Source organism: Citrobacter sedlakii NBRC 105722, assembly GCF_000759835.1.
Classification (GTDB): Bacteria; Pseudomonadota; Gammaproteobacteria; order Enterobacterales; family Enterobacteriaceae; genus Citrobacter_A; species Citrobacter_A sedlakii.
The window spans coordinates 277,621-296,191 of sequence record NZ_BBNB01000002.1 but is presented as its reverse complement, the minus strand read 5'-3'; the positions used below and the strand labels follow the sequence as shown (position 1 = coordinate 296,191).

The window sequence follows — 18,571 nt, the reverse complement described above, 5'->3', positions numbered from 1 at the left end:
GCACCCCTTACACGCTTTTCGATAACATTTTTCTGTGGGTATGGATCGACATGACAATCCCGAACCCGGCCATCAGCACAATCAGCGCCGAGCCTCCGTAACTGACCAGTGGCAGCGGAACGCCTACAACAGGCAGAATACCACTCACCATACCAATATTAACGAAGACATAAACGAATAATATCAACATTAAACCACCGGCCATGACGCGACCAAAGGTGGTTTGCGCGTGGGCGGCAATCCACAGTCCACGCATGATCAGCAGGATGTACAGCGCCAGCAGGATAAGGATCCCCACCAGGCCCAGTTCTTCGGCCAGTACCGCGAAGATAAAGTCGGTATGACGTTCCGGAAGAAATTCCAGCTGCGACTGCGTCCCGTGCAGCCAGCCTTTACCGCTCAGGCCGCCTGAGCCAATCGCGATCTTAGACTGAATAATATGGTAGCCCGCGCCTAATGGATCGGTTTCCGGGTCGAGAAGCATCATGACGCGCTGGCGTTGATAATCATGCATCAGGAAGAACCAGAGGATCGGAATAAACGCGGCAAGCAGCAGCGCCGCCACGCCAATCAGACGCCAGCTCAGGCCCGAAAGGAACAGCACAAACAGGCCGGAAAGGGCGACCAGAATTGAGGTGCCCAGGTCAGGCTGCGCCGCCACCAGCAGGGTCGGCATAAAAATCAGCACCAGTGCAATGGCGGTATTCTTCAGCGATGGCGGGCAAACGTCGCGGTTGATAAAGCGCGCGACCATTAGCGGAACGGCGATCTTGGCGATTTCGGATGGCTGAAAGCGCACGATGCCGAGATCCAGCCAGCGCTGCGCCCCTTTTGATATTGCCCCGAAGGCATCGACCGCCACCAGCAATATGATGCAGACAATGTAAAGATAGGGCGCCCAGCCTTCATAAACGCGAGGCGGAATTTGCGCCATCACCACCATGATCACCAGACCAATGGCGATCTGCCCGACCTTACGCTCCATCATGCCAATATCCTGGCCGCTGGCGCTCCAGATCACCAGCGAGCTGTACACCAGCAGCGCCAGCAGAATCAGCAACATGGTGGGATCGATATGAATTTTATCCCAGAATGTTTTTTTGTTCGGATTATCCGTCATCGTTATTGATCCTCCGCCGCCGCAACCGCCGGGTTTTCAGCTGGCAGACTGGTGTTATTGTCACCCAACATAATGTGGTCAAGAATCTGACGCATAATGGTCCCCACCGCCGGGCCAGCGCCGCCGTTTTCGAGGATCATGGCGACCGCAACCTGTGGGTTATCATAAGGCGCGAAGGCCGTCATCAGCTTGTGATCGCGCAGGCGTTCGGCAATTTTATGCGCGTTATAGGTTTCGTTGGCTTTCAGGCCAAAGACCTGGGCCGTACCGGATTTGGCCGCGATTTTATACGGCGCGCTGGCAAAGTATTTATGCGCAGTACCGTTACCGCGGTTTGCCACGCCGTACATACCGTCTTTCGCCAGTTCCCAGTAACCAGAGTGAATGTCGCCAACCGGCGGTTCGTGGGGCTGTACCCACGGAACCTGCTTGCCGTTTTCGGAAGTGCTCATCAGCAGATGTGGCACTTTTACTACGCCGTCGTTAATCAGGATCATCAGCGCTTTGCTCATCTGAATCGGCGTGGCCGTCCAGTAACCTTGTCCGATACCCACCGGAATGGTATCGCCCTGATACCACGGCTTCTTAAAGCGCTTCATTTTCCATTCGCGGGTCGGCATGTTACCGGAGCGCTCTTCCGCGAGATCGATACCGGTATAGTGCCCGTAGCCAAATTTACCCATCCACTCGGACAGGCGGTCAATACCCATGTCATACGCGACCTGATAGAAGAAGGTATCGGCGGATTCTTCCAGCGATTTGGTGACGTTCAGATGTCCGTGGCCCCACTTTTTCCAGTCGCGGTAGCGTTTTTCAGACCCCGGCAACTGCCACCACCCCGGGTCGAACAGGCTGGTATTGCGGGTAATCACGCCTGCGCTTAACGCGGAGACGGCGACATACGGTTTTACCGTCGAGGCCGGTGGATAAACCCCTTGCGTGGCGCGGTTGACCAGCGGCGTGTTCGGATCGTTAAGCAAACCGGAATAGTCTTTACTGGAAATGCCGTCGACAAACAGGTTCGGGTCATAGCTGGGCATTGACACCAGAGACAGCACGCCGCCGGTGCGTGGGTCGGTCACGATCACCGCCGCGCGGCTGCCAGCGAGTAGCGTCTCAATATACTGCTGCAGTTTTAAATCAATGGTGAGGTGGATGTCGTGCCCGGCCTGCGGCGGCACTTCTTTAAGCTGGCGGATGACGCGGCCCCGGTTATTGACTTCAACTTCTTCGTAGCCGGTCTGGCCGTGAAGCACATCTTCATAGTAGCGCTCAATGCCCAGCTTACCGATGTCATGGGTGGCGGCATAGTTCGCCAGCTTGCCGTCTTTATCCAGCCGTTCGACATCTTTATCATTGATCTTCGACACGTAGCCGATGACGTGAGTGAGTGCGGAGCCGTAAGGGTAGTAGCGGCGCTTATAGCCTTTCACTTCGACGCCAGGGAAACGGTACTGGTTTACAGCAAAACGCGCGACCTGCACTTCGGTCAGGTTGGTTTTCACGGGAATGGAGGTGAAACGGTGTGAACGGGCGCGTTCTTTCTTAAAGGCCGCGATATCGTCGTCGGTGAGATCCACGACGTTGCGCAGGGCGTCTAACGTTTGCTGCACGTTGTCTACCTTTTCCGGCATCATTTCGATCTGGTAAATCGTGCGGTTCAGGGCCAGCGGAATGCCGTTACGGTCGTATATAATGCCGCGGCTGGGGGCAATGGGCACCAGCTTGATGCGGTTTTCATTTGAGCGGGTCTGGTAGTCGGTATACCGGACGATTTGCAGATTGTACAGGTTGGCGATAAGCACGCCGGTGAGCAGCAATATACCCAAAAAGGCGACCAGCGCCCGGCGCACAAACAGCGCGGACTCAGCCGTATAGTCGCGAAAAGAATTCTGTAGTTTCATCCGCTGCGTAGTCTACTCAAGCTCAACGATCACTCACGGTGATAGGGGTGATTAGTGGTAATGCTCCATGCCCGATACAGGCTCTCGGCGACCAACACCCGAACCAGCGGGTGGGGAAGGGTCAGCGCGGAGAGCGACCAGCTTTGTTCCGCCGCTGCTTTACAGGCGGGAGAGAGGCCCTCCGGCCCGCCGATGAGCAAGCTGACGTCACGCCCGTCCAGCTTCCAGCGTTCCAGTTCCGTTGCCAGCTGCGGCGTGTCCCAGGGTTTACCCGGAATATCCAGGGTGACGATGCGGTTTTTGCCTGCGGCGGCCAGCATCAGTTCACCCTCTTTGTCGAGAATACGCTTAATATCCGCGTTCTTGCCGCGTTTGCCCGCTGGAATTTCGATAAGCTCAAAAGGCATATCTTTTGGAAAACGCCGCAGGTACTCGGTAAAACCGGTTTGTACCCAGTCGGGCATTTTCGTGCCTACCGCGACAAGTTGAAGCTTCACGCATTAACTCCAGAGTTTTTCCAGTTCATACAGGCGACGGCTTTCTTCCTGCATTACGTGGACAATCACTTCACCCAGGTCAACGACGATCCAGTCGGCAACGCTTTCGCCTTCCACGCCCAGCGGCAGCATGCCCGCCGCGCGGGATTCCTGCACAACGTGATCGGCGATAGACATCACATGGCGGCTGGAGGTGCCGGTACAGATAATCATACAGTCAGTGATGCTGGATTTGCCCTGAACGTCTAAGGCGATGATGTCCTGACCTTTAAGGTCATCAATTTTGTCGATAACAAAATCCTGGAGTGCTTTACCCTGCAAGTTTTCCTCCTGGGGCATGAATGCATAAAACAAATAAGTCTGTCAGTATACCTGAACCCACACGGGTACGGGACAAATGTCACCGGCTCAGGTGCGGAAAGTGGGCTATCATCCCACCCCATGCAACAGAATGCATCGCCATTTTTGTAAAACAATTTCTGCAAAGGGCTGAAGGGCGGGAAAAGTCTGGCAGCGGAGAATAGCAGCCTGTCAGGGGGTGTCAATGGTCGAAGCGTGTCTGGCGCTAAAAAACAGACCTTTCATTCTCCCGGCTGCCATACCGCTCTGCTGTTCAGTACCCGCAGTGTGGCAAAATCGTCGTGGAAATCAATGGCGCTCCAGCAGCCTTGCTCAACGCGAAAGCGCCACATGGCGGTCGCGGGCATAGAAAGCAGCTTTGCAATCAGCAGGCTAAGTACGCCCTGATGGCTGACCATCAGCACATGTGTATGATGCTGGTAGTCGGCAAGCTGGCTTATCAGCCGATCTACCCGGCCTGAAAACGCCTGAAATCCTTCACCGTTGGTGGGGATCGCATTTTGCCAGTCGTTGCACCACGCCGCGTAATTGCTCGCATCTTCTTCGCAAAGATCCCGGTGATGGCGCATTTCCCAGTCGCCGAAAAACATTTCATTCAGCTCGGGGCGGGTCAGGAGAGGAAGATCTCGCCCGGCTAAGACTAAGCGCGCCGTATGCTGCGCCCGCTCCAGCTCGCTGCACAGTACCTGCTCAAAGGGAACCTGCTTGAGCAGTGTGTTCAGCGTCTGCGCCTGAGTAATGCCTCGCGCCGTCAGCGGCGTGGGAGCATGGCCGCTGTACAGACCGGCTACATTGGCTTCGGTTTCACCATGACGAACTAACCAGAGTCGCATTTTTCCCTCGTGAACGTATTCGCGCAAAACATGATATTGGCCCTGATTGCGCGCGCTGTTTTCTTTAAAATAACGTTTTTTGCCAGGAGCGGCACGATGTCTTTGTTTTCAAGCGCACACGGCGGGAATACCCGCGAGGCCGCCGAGCTACTCGGTATTTCAGCCGATCGGCTGCTGGATTTTAGCGCGAATATTAACCCGCTGGGTATGCCGGCGTCGGTAAAACGCGCCATCGTCGACAATCTTCATCTTGCCGAGCGCTATCCGGACGTTGAGTACCGCCATCTTCATCAGGCGCTGGCGAAACATCATCAGATCCCCGCATCCTGGATCCTGGCGACAAACGGCGAGACGGAGGCGATTTTCGCGCTGGTGGACGGCCTTAAACCGCGACGGGCGATGATTGTCACGCCGGGCTTTGCCGAATACGGTCGCGCCTTACGCCGCGGCGAATGTCAGATTGACCTGTTCGCCCTGCGTGAGGCTGACGGCTGGCAGCTCACCGACGCTATCCTTGGCGCGCTACGCGCTGAGCATGACTGCCTGTTTCTCTGTACGCCTAATAATCCTACCGGCCTGCTGCCGGAGCGGTCGCTGCTCGAGGCCATTGCGCGACGCTGTAAGGCGCTGAATATCGCACTGATTCTGGATGAAGCCTTTCTCGATTTCATCCCCGACGAGCCGGGGTTTATTCCCACCTTGCAGACTAACCCGCATATCTGGGTGCTGCGTTCGCTGACCAAGTTTTATGCCATTCCGGGGCTGCGTCTGGGGTATCTGGTCAACAGCGACGAGCAGGCGGTCGCCAGAGTACGCGCCCGGCAGATGCCCTGGTCGATCAATGCGTTTGCGGCGCTTGCCGGAGAACATCTGCTGGATGACATCGCCTGGCAGCGGGCGACCTGGCAGTGGCTAAAAGAGGAAGGGGAACGCGTTTATCAGCAGTTGAGCGCGCTGTCGGGTTTGAGCGTCTATCCTGGCCGGGCAAATTATCTGCTGCTGAAATGCGAAAGGGATCTGCAGCGCGCGCTCCTCGAACGGCATATTTTGATCCGTAGCTGCGCCAATTATCCAGGGCTTGATGCGCGTTATTTTCGGGTGGCGATACGCAGTAGCGGAGAAAACGACCGTCTGCTGGCGGCGTTAGCGGATGTGCTTAACGATACAAACCGTGCAGATTAATATAGTCCAATACTGCTTTCGGCATCAGGTCGTCGCAGGATTCGCCGTTTTCCAGACGCTCGCGAATAAGGGTGGCGGAGACATTAAACCACGGTGTTTCGGCAAGATAGATTTTGCCCGCGGGCAGCCGGTGCAGATCGTCCGGAGTATGCGTCAGATGCTTTTCCAGCCAGCGCTGATGCTGCTCCTGCGCCATCTCCAGTGGGTAACCTGGACGGCGGCAGACGATCAGATGGGTGTTATCAAGGATGGTTTCGTAGTCATGCCACGTGGGAAAGGTTAGCAGTGAATCCTGGCCGATGATAAACGCCAGCGGCGCATCCGGACCTTGCTCCTCTCGCCATTCTTTCAGCGTTTGCGCGGTATAAGAAGGCGTATCGCGCAGCAGTTCACGCTCATCAAGGGTGAACAGCGGTTTATCGGCTATGGCCAGCTCGAGCATCGTTTTCCGCTGGGCGCTGGTGGCCTCCGGCTGTGGACGATGCGGGGGAACATTGTTCGGCATCACAATCACCCGTGACAGGCCAATCAGGTTGGCCAGGGTTTCCACGGGCTTGAGGTGACCATAATGCACCGGATCAAAGGTGCCGCCAAAAAGTGCCTGTAACGATTTCATATCAACCATCAATAAAAACGTCTGCCAGCGCCTTATGGCAAATCAGCAGCGAAAGACCTTCGAGTTCCGCCCAGACTGACTGGCCATAATCCTGCTTCAGCGTTATTTCTGTACGTGTCAGTAGCTGCACCGCCTGGCGCAGTTGCGTCAGACTTAGTCGGTTCAGGGCTTCGCTCGTCATGGCACGGCGGTTTTGCCAGACGCGGTGTTTATCAAACAGCGCGCGCAGGGGCGTATGGGCGGCCTGGCGCTTGAGGTTGACCAGCAGTAAAAGTTCACGCTGCAGGGTGCGCAATAAAATGACCGGCTCACTGCCTTCCAGACGTAATTGCTGAAGAATATGCAGTGCGCGTTTGCTCTTGCCCATCACCAGCGCATCGACCCAATGAAACGGGGTAAAGTGCGCGGCATCGTTCACCGCCTGTTCGACACGGGGTAGCGTGAGTTTTCCGTCCGGCCACAGCAATGACAGGCGTTCCAGCGCCTGCGCCAGCGCCAGCAGGTTGCCTTCATAGCAATAGCACAGCAGCTGATTTGCCGCGTCATCCAGTTGCAGATTCTTTTGTTTTGCCCGGGCGGCCACCCAGCGCGGAAGCTGAGCCTGCTCCGGCGTCTGGCAACTGACCTGCACGCTCCGATCGGCCAGCGCGCTGAGCCACGCGGCATTTTCCTGGGCTTTTGTGAGCTTATTACCGCGCACCAAAAGCAGGAGATCGTCATGCAGTAACTGCGTGAGGTGGGCCAGCTGCTCGTTGATGGCGGCGTTTGGACCGTTTTCCGGCAGCAACAGCAACAGCGTCTGTCGACTGGCGAACAGACTCATCGCCTGACACTGTGAAAACAGCGCATTCCAGTCGGTGCTGTTGTCGAGCGAAAAGGTATGGTGTTCTTCGAACCCCTGCGCTGCCGCTGCCTGACGAATGGCGTCCTGGCTTTCCTGCAACAAAAGAGGGTCGTTACCGAGTAATAAATACGCCGCGCGCAGCCCTTCGGAGAGCTGCGCGCGGAGTTGTTCAGGGTACAACCGAATCATCAGTTACCCAGCGTGGTTGAAACGCGTGAGGAAGAAGCCGCAGGTGTGACCACGGTATTTTCAGTTTTTTCTTCTTCCTGAACCGAGCGGACATCAGCGATTTTTACGCTGGACAGCTTACGAATCAGCTGTTCAGCCGCTTTGTCATACATTTCGTTGATGATCATCTGCTGTTCGTTATCCTTCGCCAGCGCCATCTGCGGGTTGTCGAAGAATGAACGGTACACTTTGGTGTTGATCGGGTAAATACCGTGTTCCGGGATCAGCACCGAGGCGTTAACGTTCATGACCATCTGATACTCAGCCGTCTGTCCGTCCTGGAAGACCGACGCCGTATCCTGAGAAATACTGACGGCGCCCAGACGTAACGATGGGACATCTTTACGCATTGAGCCTTTTTCCAGCAGCTCAACATCGTTCAGGCGCAACTGATTACGCACCGCACGACTCAGTGGGCCGTTAGGATCCCCGGAGTCGAGGATCATGGTTTTCATGGTGTCCGGAACCTGCGTAGTGCTACGCAGATGCCAGCCACACCCGGCGGTGGTTAACACCGCCAGAGATAACAACACTGTTGCCAGATATCGCACGCTTCCTCCCGCGCTTAGCCAACGACCAGATTGAGAAGTTTACCCGGTACGTAAATCACTTTACGCACGGTCACGCCCTCAAGATATTTTGCGACCAGATGTTCCTGACCCGCACGTTCACGAACCTGTTCTTCGGTCGCATCCACCGGAACGGTGATTTTGCCACGCACTTTGCCGTTGACCTGCACCACGACGAGGGTGGAGTCTTCAACCATCGCGGCGTCGTCAGCCACCGGCCACGGCGCATTGTCGATATCGCCTTCGCCTTTCAGCGACTGCCACAACGTAAAGCAGACGTGCGGAGTGAACGGGTTAAGCATACGCACAACCGCCAACAGCGCTTCCTGCATCAGGGCGCGGTCCTGTTCGTCTTCCTGCGGCGCTTTCGCCAGCTTATTCATCAGTTCCATGATCGCGGCGATAGCGGTGTTGAAGGTCTGACGACGACCAATATCATCGGTCACTTTGGCGATCGTTTTGTGTACGTCGCGACGCAATGCTTTTTGATCTTCACTCAGCGCGGCAACGTTCAGCGGCGCAGCGTCGCCACGTGAAGTATGCTCGTAAACCAGTTTCCAGACGCGTTTCAGGAAGCGGTTTGCCCCTTCAACGCCGGATTCCTGCCATTCGAGGGTCATATCCGCCGGGGAGGCGAACATCATGAACAGACGTACGGTGTCGGCGCCGTAACGCTCAACCATCACCTGCGGGTCGATACCGTTGTTTTTCGACTTCGACATTTTGCTCATGCCGGTGTACACCAGTTCATGGCCTGCCGCGTCTTTCGCTTTCACGATACGGCCTTTCTCGTCGCGCTCAACAATGGCATCTACCGGAGAAACCCAGTTACGCTCGCCGTTTTCGCCGACATAATAGAACGCATCCGCCAGCACCATGCCCTGACACAGCAACTGTTTCGCCGGTTCGTCAGAGTTCACCATGCCCGCGTCGCGCATCAGCTTATGGAAGAAGCGGAAGTAGAGCAGATGCATGATGGCGTGTTCAATACCGCCGATGTAAATATCCACAGGCAGCCAGTAGTTGGCGGCTTTGGAATCCAGCATGCCTTCCTGATACTGCGGGCAGGTGTAGCGCGCGTAATACCAGGAGGACTCCATAAAGGTGTCGAAGGTGTCGGTTTCACGCAGCGCTGGCTGACCGTTAACAGTGGTTTTCGCCCATTGAGGATCGGCTTTGATCGGGCTGGTGATACCGTCCATGACCACGTCTTCCGGCAGGATCACCGGCAGTTGATCTTCTGGGGTTGGCATGACGGTGCCGTCTTCCAGGGTGACCATTGGGATCGGCGCGCCCCAGTAGCGCTGACGGGAAACGCCCCAGTCGCGCAGACGGTAGTTCACTTTGCGCTCGCCCACGCCTTTCGCCGCCAGTTTGTCGGCAATCGCGTTGAAGGCGTCTTCAAAGGCCAGACCGTCGAATTCGCCGGAGTTAAACAGCACGCCTTTTTCGGTCAGCGCCTGTTCGGACAGATCCGGTTCGGAACCGTCGGCGGCAAGAATGACGGGTTTGATGGTTAAACCGTATTTGGTGGCAAATTCGTAGTCGCGCTGATCGTGACCCGGAACCGCCATGACCGCGCCGGTGCCGTATTCCATCAGCACGAAGTTCGCCGCCCAGACCGGGATCGCTTCGCCGGTTAACGGATGTACCGCTTTAAAGCCGGTATCGACGCCTTTCTTCTCCATGGTCGCCATGTCGGCTTCCGCGACTTTGGTATTGCGGCATTCGTCGATAAAGGCAGCCAGTTCCGGGTTGTTCGCCGCGGCTTTCTGCGCCAGCGGGTGACCGGCGGCAACGGCCAGGTAAGTAGCGCCCATAAAGGTATCCGGGCGGGTGGTGTAAACGGTCAGCGTATCTTCATAACCGGTCACATCAAAGGTGATTTCCACGCCTTCAGAACGGCCAATCCAGTTGCGCTGCATCGTTTTGACGGTGTCAGGCCAGTGATCGAGCTTGTCCAGATCGTTCAGCAGTTCGTCCGCATAAGCGGTAATTTTGATAAACCACTGCGGGATCTCTTTACGCTCAACTTTGGTGTCGCAGCGCCAGCAGCAGCCGTCGATCACCTGTTCGTTAGCGAGCACGGTCTGATCGTTCGGGCACCAGTTCACCGCAGAGGTCTTTTTGTAAACCAGACCTTTTTTATACAGCTCGGTAAAGAATTTCTGTTCCCAGCGATAGTATTCGGGGGTGCAGGTCGCCAGTTCACGGCTCCAGTCGTAGCCGAAGCCCAGCATTTTAAGCTGGTTTTTCATATAGGCGATGTTGTCGTAAGTCCACGGCGCCGGCGCGGTGTTGTTTTTCACCGCTGCGCCTTCCGCAGGCAGGCCGAAAGCGTCCCAACCGATAGGCTGCAACACGTTTTTGCCGAGCATGCGCTGGTAACGGGCGATCACGTCACCGATGGTGTAGTTACGCACGTGGCCCATGTGTAGTCGGCCAGAAGGATAGGGAAGCATAGACAGGCAGTAATACTTCTCTTTGCTCTCGTCTTCGGTTACTTCAAATGTGCGCTTCTCATCCCAGTGAAGCTGTACTTTGGATTCTATCTCTTCCGGGCGGTATTGCTCTTGCATGGCAGCCAGTGGTCCTGTTTTCAATACAGCTACAAACGTAGCTTTAGAGGTGGTGTTTTAGATCCGCATAGCATAGCCCAAACGCCCGCGTCAAAACAGTCTTTCGCAGGGTTAATCCGCGCATTGATTTACTCACTCTGCGGGCGATCTTACAAAGCAGTGTGCAAATAACGTCTATTATTATAGACAGTTAACGACCCAGGAGGCGAAACGATGAACAAGGTTGCTCAATATTACCGTGAACTGGTGGCGTCATTAAGCGAACGCCTGCGTAACGGCGAACGCGATATCGACCTGCTGGTGGAACAGGCGCGGCAGCGGGTATTACAGGCAGGGGAGTTAACGCGAACCGAGGCGGACGAACTGATCCGCGCGGTCAGACGCGACCTGGAAGAGTTCGCCATGAGCTACGAAGAGAGCCTCGAGGAGGAGTCCGACAGCGTCTTTATGCGGGTAATTAAAGAGAGCTTGTGGCAGGAACTGGCGGATATTACCGACAAAACGCAGCTGGAATGGCGTGAGGTGTTCCAGGATCTCAGTCATCACGGGGTTTATCACAGCGGCGAGGTAGTGGGGTTAGGCAACCTGGTGTGTGAAAAATGCCATTTCCATTTAGCCGTGTATACGCCAGACGTACTGCCGCTGTGTCCAAAATGCGGTCACGATCAGTTTCAGCGCAGACCGTTCGAGCCGTGATTCGCACTTCCGGATGGCGGTGTCGCCATCCGGCAAACATTACGCGTAAGCCGTCAGGCGTTCAGCCAGAAGATCTACAAACCCTTCGCGATCGACATCCACCATCACGGTGGCGTTGGGTCTATTGCCCGTCAGGAAATAGTAATCCACGACCGTCATTCCCTGCGTGTACTTACCCTGCGTTTCGACGCCGACCCAGCGCTCCACGGTGGTAAACAGCTCCGGCTTCAGCAGCCAGGCGATGGTGCAGGGGTCATGCAGCGGCGCGCCGGTGAATCCCCACTTTTCATCTTTATGATACTCGAGGAAGAAATCGAGTAGTTCAGCGACGATGGTCGCGATCGGGTTGCCGATGGCGCGAAAACGTTCGGTATCATCAGCATGGATCTGCGCTTTGTGCGTGACGTCCAGTCCCGCCATCACGACTGGAATGCCCGACTGGAAGACGATTTCCGCCGCTTCCGGGTCGACAAAAATATTAAACTCGGCGGCGGGCGTCCAGTTACCCAGCGCCATCGCGCCGCCCATGATCACTATTCGCGCAATGTTGGCGTGCAGCTCCGGGTGGCTATTCAGTAATAGCGCAACGTTGGTCTGCGGACCGGTCGAGACGATGGTGACCGGTTTTGGACTTTCGCGCAGGGTTTTCGCCATTAACTCGACGGCGGTGCAGGGCTGCGGCGCAAAAGCCGGTTCCGGCAGCGCCGGACCGTCCAGCCCGCTTTCGCCATGAACGTTATCGGCGATGATCAGCTCGCGCATTAATGGCTTTACCGCCCCGCCCGCGACCGGAATATCGGTACGCTTCAGCAACGTCAGCATACGCAGCACGTTACGCAGCGTTTTCTCTGGCGTCTGGTTGCCGGCGGAGGCGGTAATGGCTTTAACATCAAGTTCTGGTGAGGCGAGGGCGAGAACCATTGCGATAGCGTCGTCATGACCCGGATCGCAATCAAACAAAATCGGAAGTGCCATTGTTGCTCCTTGTAAGCGCTACTTTTGCGGCAAGGGTAACGCCGGGCTGAAAAGGATTCGAGGAGCGAAACAAGAAAGCGTGAGATGGCGCGCACTCTGCCGTGCGCGCCGTCAGGATCAATGCAGGATTTTCGCAAGGAAGTCTTTTGCGCGTTCGGATTGCGGGTTAGCGAAGAACGCTTCTTTTGGCGAGTCTTCGACAATTTTTCCTTCGTCCATAAAAATCACCCGGTTCGCCACTTTACGCGCAAAGCCCATTTCGTGCGTGACCACCATCATGGTCATCCCTTCGTTGGCCAGCTCAACCATGACGTCCAGCACTTCGTTGATCATCTCCGGGTCGAGTGCCGACGTGGGTTCGTCAAACAGCATCGCGATCGGATCCATGCACAGCGCGCGGGCAATCGCCACACGCTGCTGTTGGCCGCCGGAAAGCTGCGCCGGATACTTGTTGGCGTGGGCGGCAAGGCCGACGCGCTCCAGCAGTTTCTGCGCTTTTTCACGGGCAGGGGCTTTATCGCGCTTAAGCACTTTGACCTGCGCCAGCGTCAGGTTTTCGATGATCGACAGATGTGGAAACAACTCAAAGTGCTGGAACACCATGCCGACGCGCGAGCGCAGCTTCGCCAGATCCGTTTTCTTGTCGTTGACCATAATACCGTTGACGGTAATTTCGCCTTTTTGCACGGGTTCCAGGCCGTTAACGGTTTTAATCAGCGTTGACTTACCGGAACCCGAGGGACCGCAGACCACCACCACTTCGCCTTTTTTTACTTCCGTGGAGCAGTCGGTCAACACCTGAAAGTGACCATACCATTTCGAAACATTTTTCAGGGTAATCATTAAACTGTCCTTTTCTTCAAATAGCTGACCAACAACGACGCGCTCAGGCTGATAACAAAGTAGACGGCGCCAGCAAACAGGATCATTTCAACCTGCGTGCCGTCACGCTCGCCAATCGTGGACGCGGTGCGGAAGAAGTCCGCAAGGCTTAAAACGTAAACAAGGGAGGTGTCCTGGAACAGGACAATACCCTGCGTGAGCAGCAGCGGTACCATCGCGCGAAACGCCTGCGGCAGAATGATGAGCTTCATCGACTGCCAGTGGGTCATCCCCAGCGCCAGCGCAGCGCTTGACTGTCCGCGGGAAATACTCTGGATACCGGCGCGGATAATCTCGGAGTAATACGCCGCTTCGAACATCGAAAAAGCCACCATCGCCGAGATCAGGCGGATATCGGTTTTCGGCGACAGGCCCAGCACATCCTGCAGTAGCCCCGGCACAATCAGGTAGAACCACAGCAGTACCATCACCAGCGGGATGGAGCGGAAAACGTTAACGTAGGCTTTGGCAAACCAGGCGATCGGCGCAAAGCTTGAGAGGCGCATTACCGCGAGCAGCGTGCCCCAGACAATCCCCACGACCACCGCTGTCAGGGTGATTTTCAGCGTAATCAGCAGGCCGTCCAGCAGATACGGCAGGGAAGGGACAATGGAACTCCAGTCAAATTCGTACATTATTTGCCTCCCATATTGCCAGGCAGGCGGACTTTCCGTTCCACCAGGTTCATCACCAACATGATGAAGGCATTAATTAATACGTATGCCAGGGTAATGGCGGTAAAGGATTCCCAGGCGTGGGCGGAGTAATCGAGCAGCTTGCCCGCCTGCGCCGCCATATCGACAAGACCGATGGTGGAGGCGATGGCCGAGTTTTTCACCAGGTTCATCATCTCTGAGGTCATCGGCGGTACGATCACCCGGTAAGCGTTAGGCAGCAGCACGTAACGATACGCCTGCGGCAGCGTCAGTCCCATGGCCAGCGCCGCATTCTTTTGCCCGCGCGGCAGCGACTGTATTGCCGCGCGTACCTGCTCACAAACGCGGGCGGCGGTAAACAGCCCCAGACAGATCATTGACGACAGGAAGAACTGAATGTTGGGATCCAGTTCTGCCTTAAACCACATGCCGAGATCTTCCGGCAGCAGTTCCGGCACGACCAGATACCAGGTAAAGAACTGCACGATCAGCGGAACGTTACGGAACAGTTCCACGTAAAGCGTGCCGATACCGGAAAGAAAACGGTTCGGCACAGTGCGAAGAATGCCGAATAACGAGCCGACGAGAAAAGCAATGATCCAGGCGGTGATGGATAACGCCACGGTGACCTGAAAGCCACTCCAGAGCCAGCCGAGATAGGTGGTGTTGCCGAAGGGGGCTTCCTGTAAAAAAATACCCCAGTTCCAGTCTATTGACATACATCTACTCCGAAAAAAAAGGGTAGCAGCGCTACCCTCGAAGATTGTTGATCAGCGTGTTTCGGTTTTCAGGCCTGATGGGGAACGACCATCAGGCGTATAGTCTGTCCGTGCTGACCAGCAATCGAGAGGGCAAGGAGATCTCGCCCTATTTCATTGTTGTTAGTTAAGTGCTTTGTCGTTTGGCTCTTTGAACAGGGCCTTCATTTCGTCAGAGAGTTCGAAATTCATGTTCAGGTTCTTGGGCGGGATAGGGTTTTTAAACCATTTATCAAACCATTTTGCCGCTTCGCCAGAGGTTTGCGCCTGGGCGATGGTCTCATCCATCAATTTTTTGAAATCCGGATCGTTTTTACGCAGCATGCAGCCGTAAGCTTCTTCGGACTGCGCTTTGCCGACGATTTCCCAGTTGTCCGGTTTCTTCGCCTTGGCGCGTTCGCCCGCCAGCAGGGCATCATCCATCATGAACGCGACTGCGCGACCGCTTTCCAGCGTGCGGAAGGAGTCACCGTGGTCTTTGGCGCTGATGATGCGCATATTCATTTTTTGCTCGTCGTTCAGCTTGTGCAGTAGAATCTCCGAGGTGGTACCGGAAGTCACCACCACCGCTTTGCCCTTCAGATCCGGGAAGTCTTTAATGTCGCCGCCTTTTTTCGCCAGCAAGCGGGTACCGACGACAAAGATGGTGTTAGAGAATGCGGCCTGCTTCTGGCGCTCAACGTTGTTGGTGGTAGAGCCGCACTCAAAATCGAAAGTGCCGTTTTGCAGCAGCGGAATACGGTTCTGGGAGGTAATCGGAATCAGCTTCACCTGCAGGTCAGGCTTGTTCAGCTTCTTCTTCACCGCTTCAACGATGGCGTTGGAGTAGTCCTGAGAATAACCCACCACTTTCTGCTGATTGTCATAATACGAGAACGGTACGGATGACTCACGGTGACCCACGACAATGACGCCGTTTTTGGCGATCTTGTCCAGCGTGCTGCCCGCAGCAGGCGCGGCGTCTTCCGCGTGCGCCACACCGGCAGACAGCCCCATAACCAGCATTGCTGTGGCTAGCTTACGTAATTGCATATCCAACTCCTTTATCGTCTGCGCCATCGGCGCATTGATACCCATTGTGATGTTGTTATCGTCTGCAACTTGCGCGTGCAGTGTTGTACCTGTTTGTTAACATTTAGTTTGGCTGAATGTAAAGATATTGCTGCGTTATTGTTTATTTTTGCGAAGTGCGCCGCACCATCCGGAGGCAAAAATCTTTCATTGCACTGTTTCGGTGCTACCGATGAACCGCGTTGGTGCGTCCCGGTTGCACGTTGGGCTCAAAACAGGTTTGCCTTGTATTACAAAGCAATAGACGTGCCAGAATGGAATAGCAGGAGAAGGGAAACGCCGGAGACGGGCCAGGGCCGCCATCCGGCGAGATTACGCGGGAGGATTACTTCCGGCGTTGACGCAAGCTCATTAGCACTGCGCCAAAACCAAACAGGGCGGTTATCGCCCACAGCGGCCAGTTGCCGGTACGGGCATACGGCGTTAAGCCTGTGGTCGGCGTCACGGTGGTGGTCAGCACCTGACGCGTAAACTGAGGGATCATCGCCTGGACATCGCCCTGCGGGCCAATTACCGCGGTTATCCCGTTATTGGTGCTACGCAGCAGCGGTCTTGCCAGCTCCAGCGAACGCATCCGCGCCATCTGGAAGTGCTGCCACGGGCCAATCGACTTGCCGAACCATGCGTCGTTAGAGATAGTCAGCAGGTAGTCGGTGTCCGGACGGAAGTTATCTCGCACCTGTTCGCCCAGAATGATCTCGTAGCAAATGGCCGCCGTCAGGGCGAAGCCATGGGCGTGCAGCTGCGGCTGGATATACGGACCGCGGCTGAATGAGGACATCGGCAGATCAAAAAAGGGCGCTAACGGACGCAGGATCGACTCCAGCGGCACAAACTCGCCAAACGGCACGAGGTGGTTTTTGTTGTAGCGATTGCCTGAGTCGTAGCTGTAAGGATTGTCTTTACCCAGCGTAATAATCGTGTTGTAGGTGTCGTAACGGTTCTGCTTGTTCAGGCGCGCGTCAACGATGCCGGTAATGAGCGTACTGTTTTTTGAACGTAACAAATCGTCCATCATGCCGAGAAAGCGCTGCTGGTTAATTTCCAGATCCGGAATTGCGGATTCCGGCCAGATGATCAGCTGCGATTTCCCCATCAGCGGTTGGGTGGCATCAAGGTAGATTTTCAGCGTATTGATCAGTTGGCTTTCGTCCCACTTTAGCGACTGCGGGATATCCCCCTGCACCAGAGAAACCCGGGTCGCCCTTTCGGGTTCCGGCGTATACCACTGGATGTATCGCAGCGGGAAAGGCAGCGCAAACAGTACCGCCGCCACCGCCAGCGGGCGCCAGTTTCGGCTGACGAGGGCCAGCACCAGCAGGCCGCTCGTCATCATCAGCATAAAATTGATCGCCTCGACGCCCATTACCGGCGCCAGCCCCTTCAGCGGGCCGTCAATCTGGCTGTAGCCAAACTGCAGCCACGGGAAGCCGGTCAGAACCCAGCCGCGCAGGAACTCGGTGATTTGCCAGACCACTGGCGCGGCAATCGCCACGCGCAGCCAGCGGGTTTCCGGCCACAGGCGCGCCAGGATCCCGGCAAACAGGCCGGTATACAAAGAAAGGTAAGCGGCGAGCAGCACCACGAGAAAGACGTTGACCGGACCAGGCATCCCGCCAAACTGCGCGATGCTGACGTACACCCAGTTGATACCGGTGCCGAACAACCCCAGTCCCCAGAAGTAGCCGACAGCGGCGGACTGGAGCGGACGTCGGTTTAAGGTTAACGCCTGCAGGCCCATAAGCGAAATGATCGCCGCGGGCCAGATGTCATACGGAGAAAATGCCAGCGTCCCGCTGGCCCCGAATAATAACGCCAGCAGCAGGCGAATGCGCTGGCGTTCAAGTAAAGAGGCAAATGCCATTGAGTTCTTCTTCCCGTTCGGTTTTATTCGTCCAGTTTTGGCTGGGGGGAGTCATCCGGAATTCTGACATGAACCTGAATAATACGGCGGCTGTCGGCCATGGCCACTTTGAACTGGTAACCATCAATGTCAATGGTTTCACCGCGGGCGGGCAGGTGACCAAACGCCTGCATCACCAGGCCGCCGATGGTATCGACCTCTTCATCGCTAAAGTGGGTGCCGAAAGCTTCATTAAAATCTTCAATCGGCGCGAGCGCGCGGACGGTCCAGGTGTGGCGACTGAGTTGGCGGAAGTCGATATCGTCTTCTTCGTCATACTCGTCTTCGATTTCACCTACGATCAGTTCAAGGATGTCTTCAATGGTCACCAGACCAGAGACGCCGCCGAACTCGTCGATGACGATAGCCATATGATAACGCTGTGAGCGGAACTCCTTGAGCATCCGGTCAACGCGTTTGCTCTCCGGGACGACAACGGCCTGGCGTAACACTTTTTCCATGCTGAAGGCTTCGGCGTCGCTGCGCATAAAAGGCAGCAAATCCTTCGCCATCAGAATCCCTTCAATGTGATCTTTGTCTTCGCTGATCACCGGAAAACGCGAGTGGGCGGACTCGATAATGACATCGAGGCATTCGTCCAGCGTCTGGTTGCGTTTCAGGGTAATCATCTGGGAGCGGGGGATCATGATGTCGCGAACGCGCTGGTCCGCAATATCCATTACCCCTTCGAGCATGTCGCGCGTATCTTCATCGATCAGCTCGTTTTGCCCGGAATCACGGATCAGCGCCAGCAGTTCATCACGGTTTTTCGGTTCACCGTGGAAAAGTTGGCTCAGTAACAGGGAGAAAAATCCCTTCTTGTTGCTTAACGTGTCACTACTGTGTGAATTGTCGTCGCTCATGGCGTCGTATGGGTTCTCATGTTAGTTAATCGAAC

Annotated in this window: 18 protein-coding genes; 2 read left to right on the top strand and 16 right to left on the bottom strand. The window is 55.7% G+C overall.

Features of this window, described 5'->3' with window-relative positions:
- Nucleotides 1-7: 7 nt before the first annotated feature.
- From mrdB to CSE01S_RS05755, 5 genes are all read right to left on the bottom strand, one after another.
- Entirely contained in the window at nucleotides 8-1,120 is a 1,113-nt protein-coding gene (gene mrdB / locus CSE01S_RS05780; protein ID WP_042285504.1) for a peptidoglycan glycosyltransferase MrdB, read from the bottom strand.
- Between the two features lie 2 nt (nucleotides 1,121-1,122).
- Entirely contained in the window at nucleotides 1,123-3,024 is a 1,902-nt protein-coding gene (mrdA, locus tag CSE01S_RS05775; RefSeq protein ID WP_042285501.1) for a peptidoglycan DD-transpeptidase MrdA, read from the bottom strand.
- Between the two features lie 29 nt (nucleotides 3,025-3,053).
- The gene (gene rlmH, locus CSE01S_RS05770) at nucleotides 3,054-3,521 is read right to left on the bottom strand and encodes a 23S rRNA (pseudouridine(1915)-N(3))-methyltransferase RlmH (RefSeq protein WP_042285498.1); all 468 of its coding nucleotides are present in this window, start codon (nucleotides 3,519-3,521) and stop codon (nucleotides 3,054-3,056) included.
- A gap of 3 nt (nucleotides 3,522-3,524) precedes the next feature.
- Nucleotides 3,525-3,842, bottom strand: coding sequence for a ribosome silencing factor (gene rsfS, locus CSE01S_RS05765; protein ID WP_012904988.1), 318 nt, complete (start codon nucleotides 3,840-3,842; stop codon nucleotides 3,525-3,527).
- 260 nt (nucleotides 3,843-4,102) lie between these two features.
- Nucleotides 4,103-4,714, bottom strand: coding sequence for an adenosylcobalamin/alpha-ribazole phosphatase (locus CSE01S_RS05755; RefSeq protein WP_042285494.1), 612 nt, complete (start codon nucleotides 4,712-4,714; stop codon nucleotides 4,103-4,105).
- A 96-nt stretch (nucleotides 4,715-4,810) separates the two neighbouring features.
- Here CSE01S_RS05755 and cobD point away from each other — a divergent pair, with 96 nt between their 5' ends.
- The gene (cobD, locus tag CSE01S_RS05750; RefSeq protein WP_042285490.1) at nucleotides 4,811-5,896 is read left to right on the top strand and encodes a threonine-phosphate decarboxylase CobD; all 1,086 of its coding nucleotides are present in this window, start codon (nucleotides 4,811-4,813) and stop codon (nucleotides 5,894-5,896) included.
- Here cobD and nadD read toward each other — a convergent pair.
- From nadD to leuS, 4 genes are read right to left on the bottom strand one after another with little or no spacing between them, the layout of a single operon-like run.
- Nucleotides 5,871-6,512 carry a nicotinate-nucleotide adenylyltransferase gene (gene nadD / locus CSE01S_RS05745; RefSeq protein WP_082636759.1) on the bottom strand — a complete coding sequence of 214 codons (642 nt, stop codon included), beginning with the start codon at nucleotides 6,510-6,512 and terminating at the stop codon, nucleotides 5,871-5,873. The two genes, cobD and nadD, sit on opposite strands and share 26 nt — an antisense overlap.
- 1 nt (nucleotide 6,513) lies before the next feature.
- On the bottom strand, nucleotides 6,514-7,545 hold the full coding sequence (holA, locus tag CSE01S_RS05740) for a DNA polymerase III subunit delta (protein WP_042285484.1): 1,032 nt from the start codon (nucleotides 7,543-7,545) through the stop codon (nucleotides 6,514-6,516).
- Nucleotides 7,545-8,135 (bottom strand): LPS assembly lipoprotein LptE, encoded by a 591-nt coding sequence (lptE, locus tag CSE01S_RS05735; RefSeq protein WP_042285481.1) that lies wholly within the window; start codon nucleotides 8,133-8,135, stop codon nucleotides 7,545-7,547. The genes holA and lptE overlap by 1 nt, the downstream gene beginning before the upstream one ends.
- 14 nt (nucleotides 8,136-8,149) lie before the next feature.
- The gene (gene leuS, locus CSE01S_RS05730) at nucleotides 8,150-10,732 is read right to left on the bottom strand and encodes a leucine--tRNA ligase (protein WP_042285478.1); all 2,583 of its coding nucleotides are present in this window, start codon (nucleotides 10,730-10,732) and stop codon (nucleotides 8,150-8,152) included.
- A gap of 213 nt (nucleotides 10,733-10,945) precedes the next feature.
- Here leuS and CSE01S_RS05725 point away from each other — a divergent pair, with 213 nt between their 5' ends.
- Nucleotides 10,946-11,428 (top strand): zinc ribbon-containing protein, encoded by a 483-nt coding sequence (locus CSE01S_RS05725; RefSeq protein ID WP_042285476.1) that lies wholly within the window; start codon nucleotides 10,946-10,948, stop codon nucleotides 11,426-11,428.
- Nucleotides 11,429-11,467: 39 nt separating this feature from the next.
- Here CSE01S_RS05725 and rihA read toward each other — a convergent pair whose 3' ends face one another.
- From rihA to corC, 7 genes are all read right to left on the bottom strand, one after another.
- Complete coding sequence (gene rihA / locus CSE01S_RS05720) at nucleotides 11,468-12,403, bottom strand: pyrimidine-specific ribonucleoside hydrolase RihA (RefSeq protein ID WP_042285474.1); 936 nt, start codon at nucleotides 12,401-12,403, stop codon at nucleotides 11,468-11,470.
- 117 nt (nucleotides 12,404-12,520) lie between these two features.
- Nucleotides 12,521-13,246, bottom strand: coding sequence for a glutamate/aspartate ABC transporter ATP-binding protein GltL (gene gltL / locus CSE01S_RS05715; RefSeq protein WP_042285471.1), 726 nt, complete (start codon nucleotides 13,244-13,246; stop codon nucleotides 12,521-12,523).
- Nucleotides 13,246-13,920: a glutamate/aspartate ABC transporter permease GltK gene (gltK, locus tag CSE01S_RS05710; RefSeq protein WP_042285468.1), complete on the bottom strand. Its 675-nt coding sequence runs from the start codon at nucleotides 13,918-13,920 to the stop codon at nucleotides 13,246-13,248. The genes gltL and gltK overlap by 1 nt, the downstream gene beginning before the upstream one ends.
- Complete coding sequence (gene gltJ, locus CSE01S_RS05705) at nucleotides 13,920-14,660, bottom strand: glutamate/aspartate ABC transporter permease GltJ (protein ID WP_042285465.1); 741 nt, start codon at nucleotides 14,658-14,660, stop codon at nucleotides 13,920-13,922. The genes gltK and gltJ overlap by 1 nt, the downstream gene beginning before the upstream one ends.
- A gap of 162 nt (nucleotides 14,661-14,822) precedes the next feature.
- The gene (locus tag CSE01S_RS05700) at nucleotides 14,823-15,731 is read right to left on the bottom strand and encodes an amino acid ABC transporter substrate-binding protein (RefSeq protein WP_042285462.1); all 909 of its coding nucleotides are present in this window, start codon (nucleotides 15,729-15,731) and stop codon (nucleotides 14,823-14,825) included.
- A 364-nt stretch (nucleotides 15,732-16,095) separates the two neighbouring features.
- Nucleotides 16,096-17,634, bottom strand: a complete 1,539-nt coding sequence (gene lnt, locus CSE01S_RS05695; protein ID WP_042285459.1) for an apolipoprotein N-acyltransferase — start codon at nucleotides 17,632-17,634, stop codon at nucleotides 16,096-16,098.
- Between the two features lie 23 nt (nucleotides 17,635-17,657).
- Nucleotides 17,658-18,536 (bottom strand): CNNM family magnesium/cobalt transport protein CorC, encoded by an 879-nt coding sequence (gene corC, locus CSE01S_RS05690; RefSeq protein ID WP_042285457.1) that lies wholly within the window; start codon nucleotides 18,534-18,536, stop codon nucleotides 17,658-17,660.
- Nucleotides 18,537-18,571: the final 35 nt, after the last annotated feature.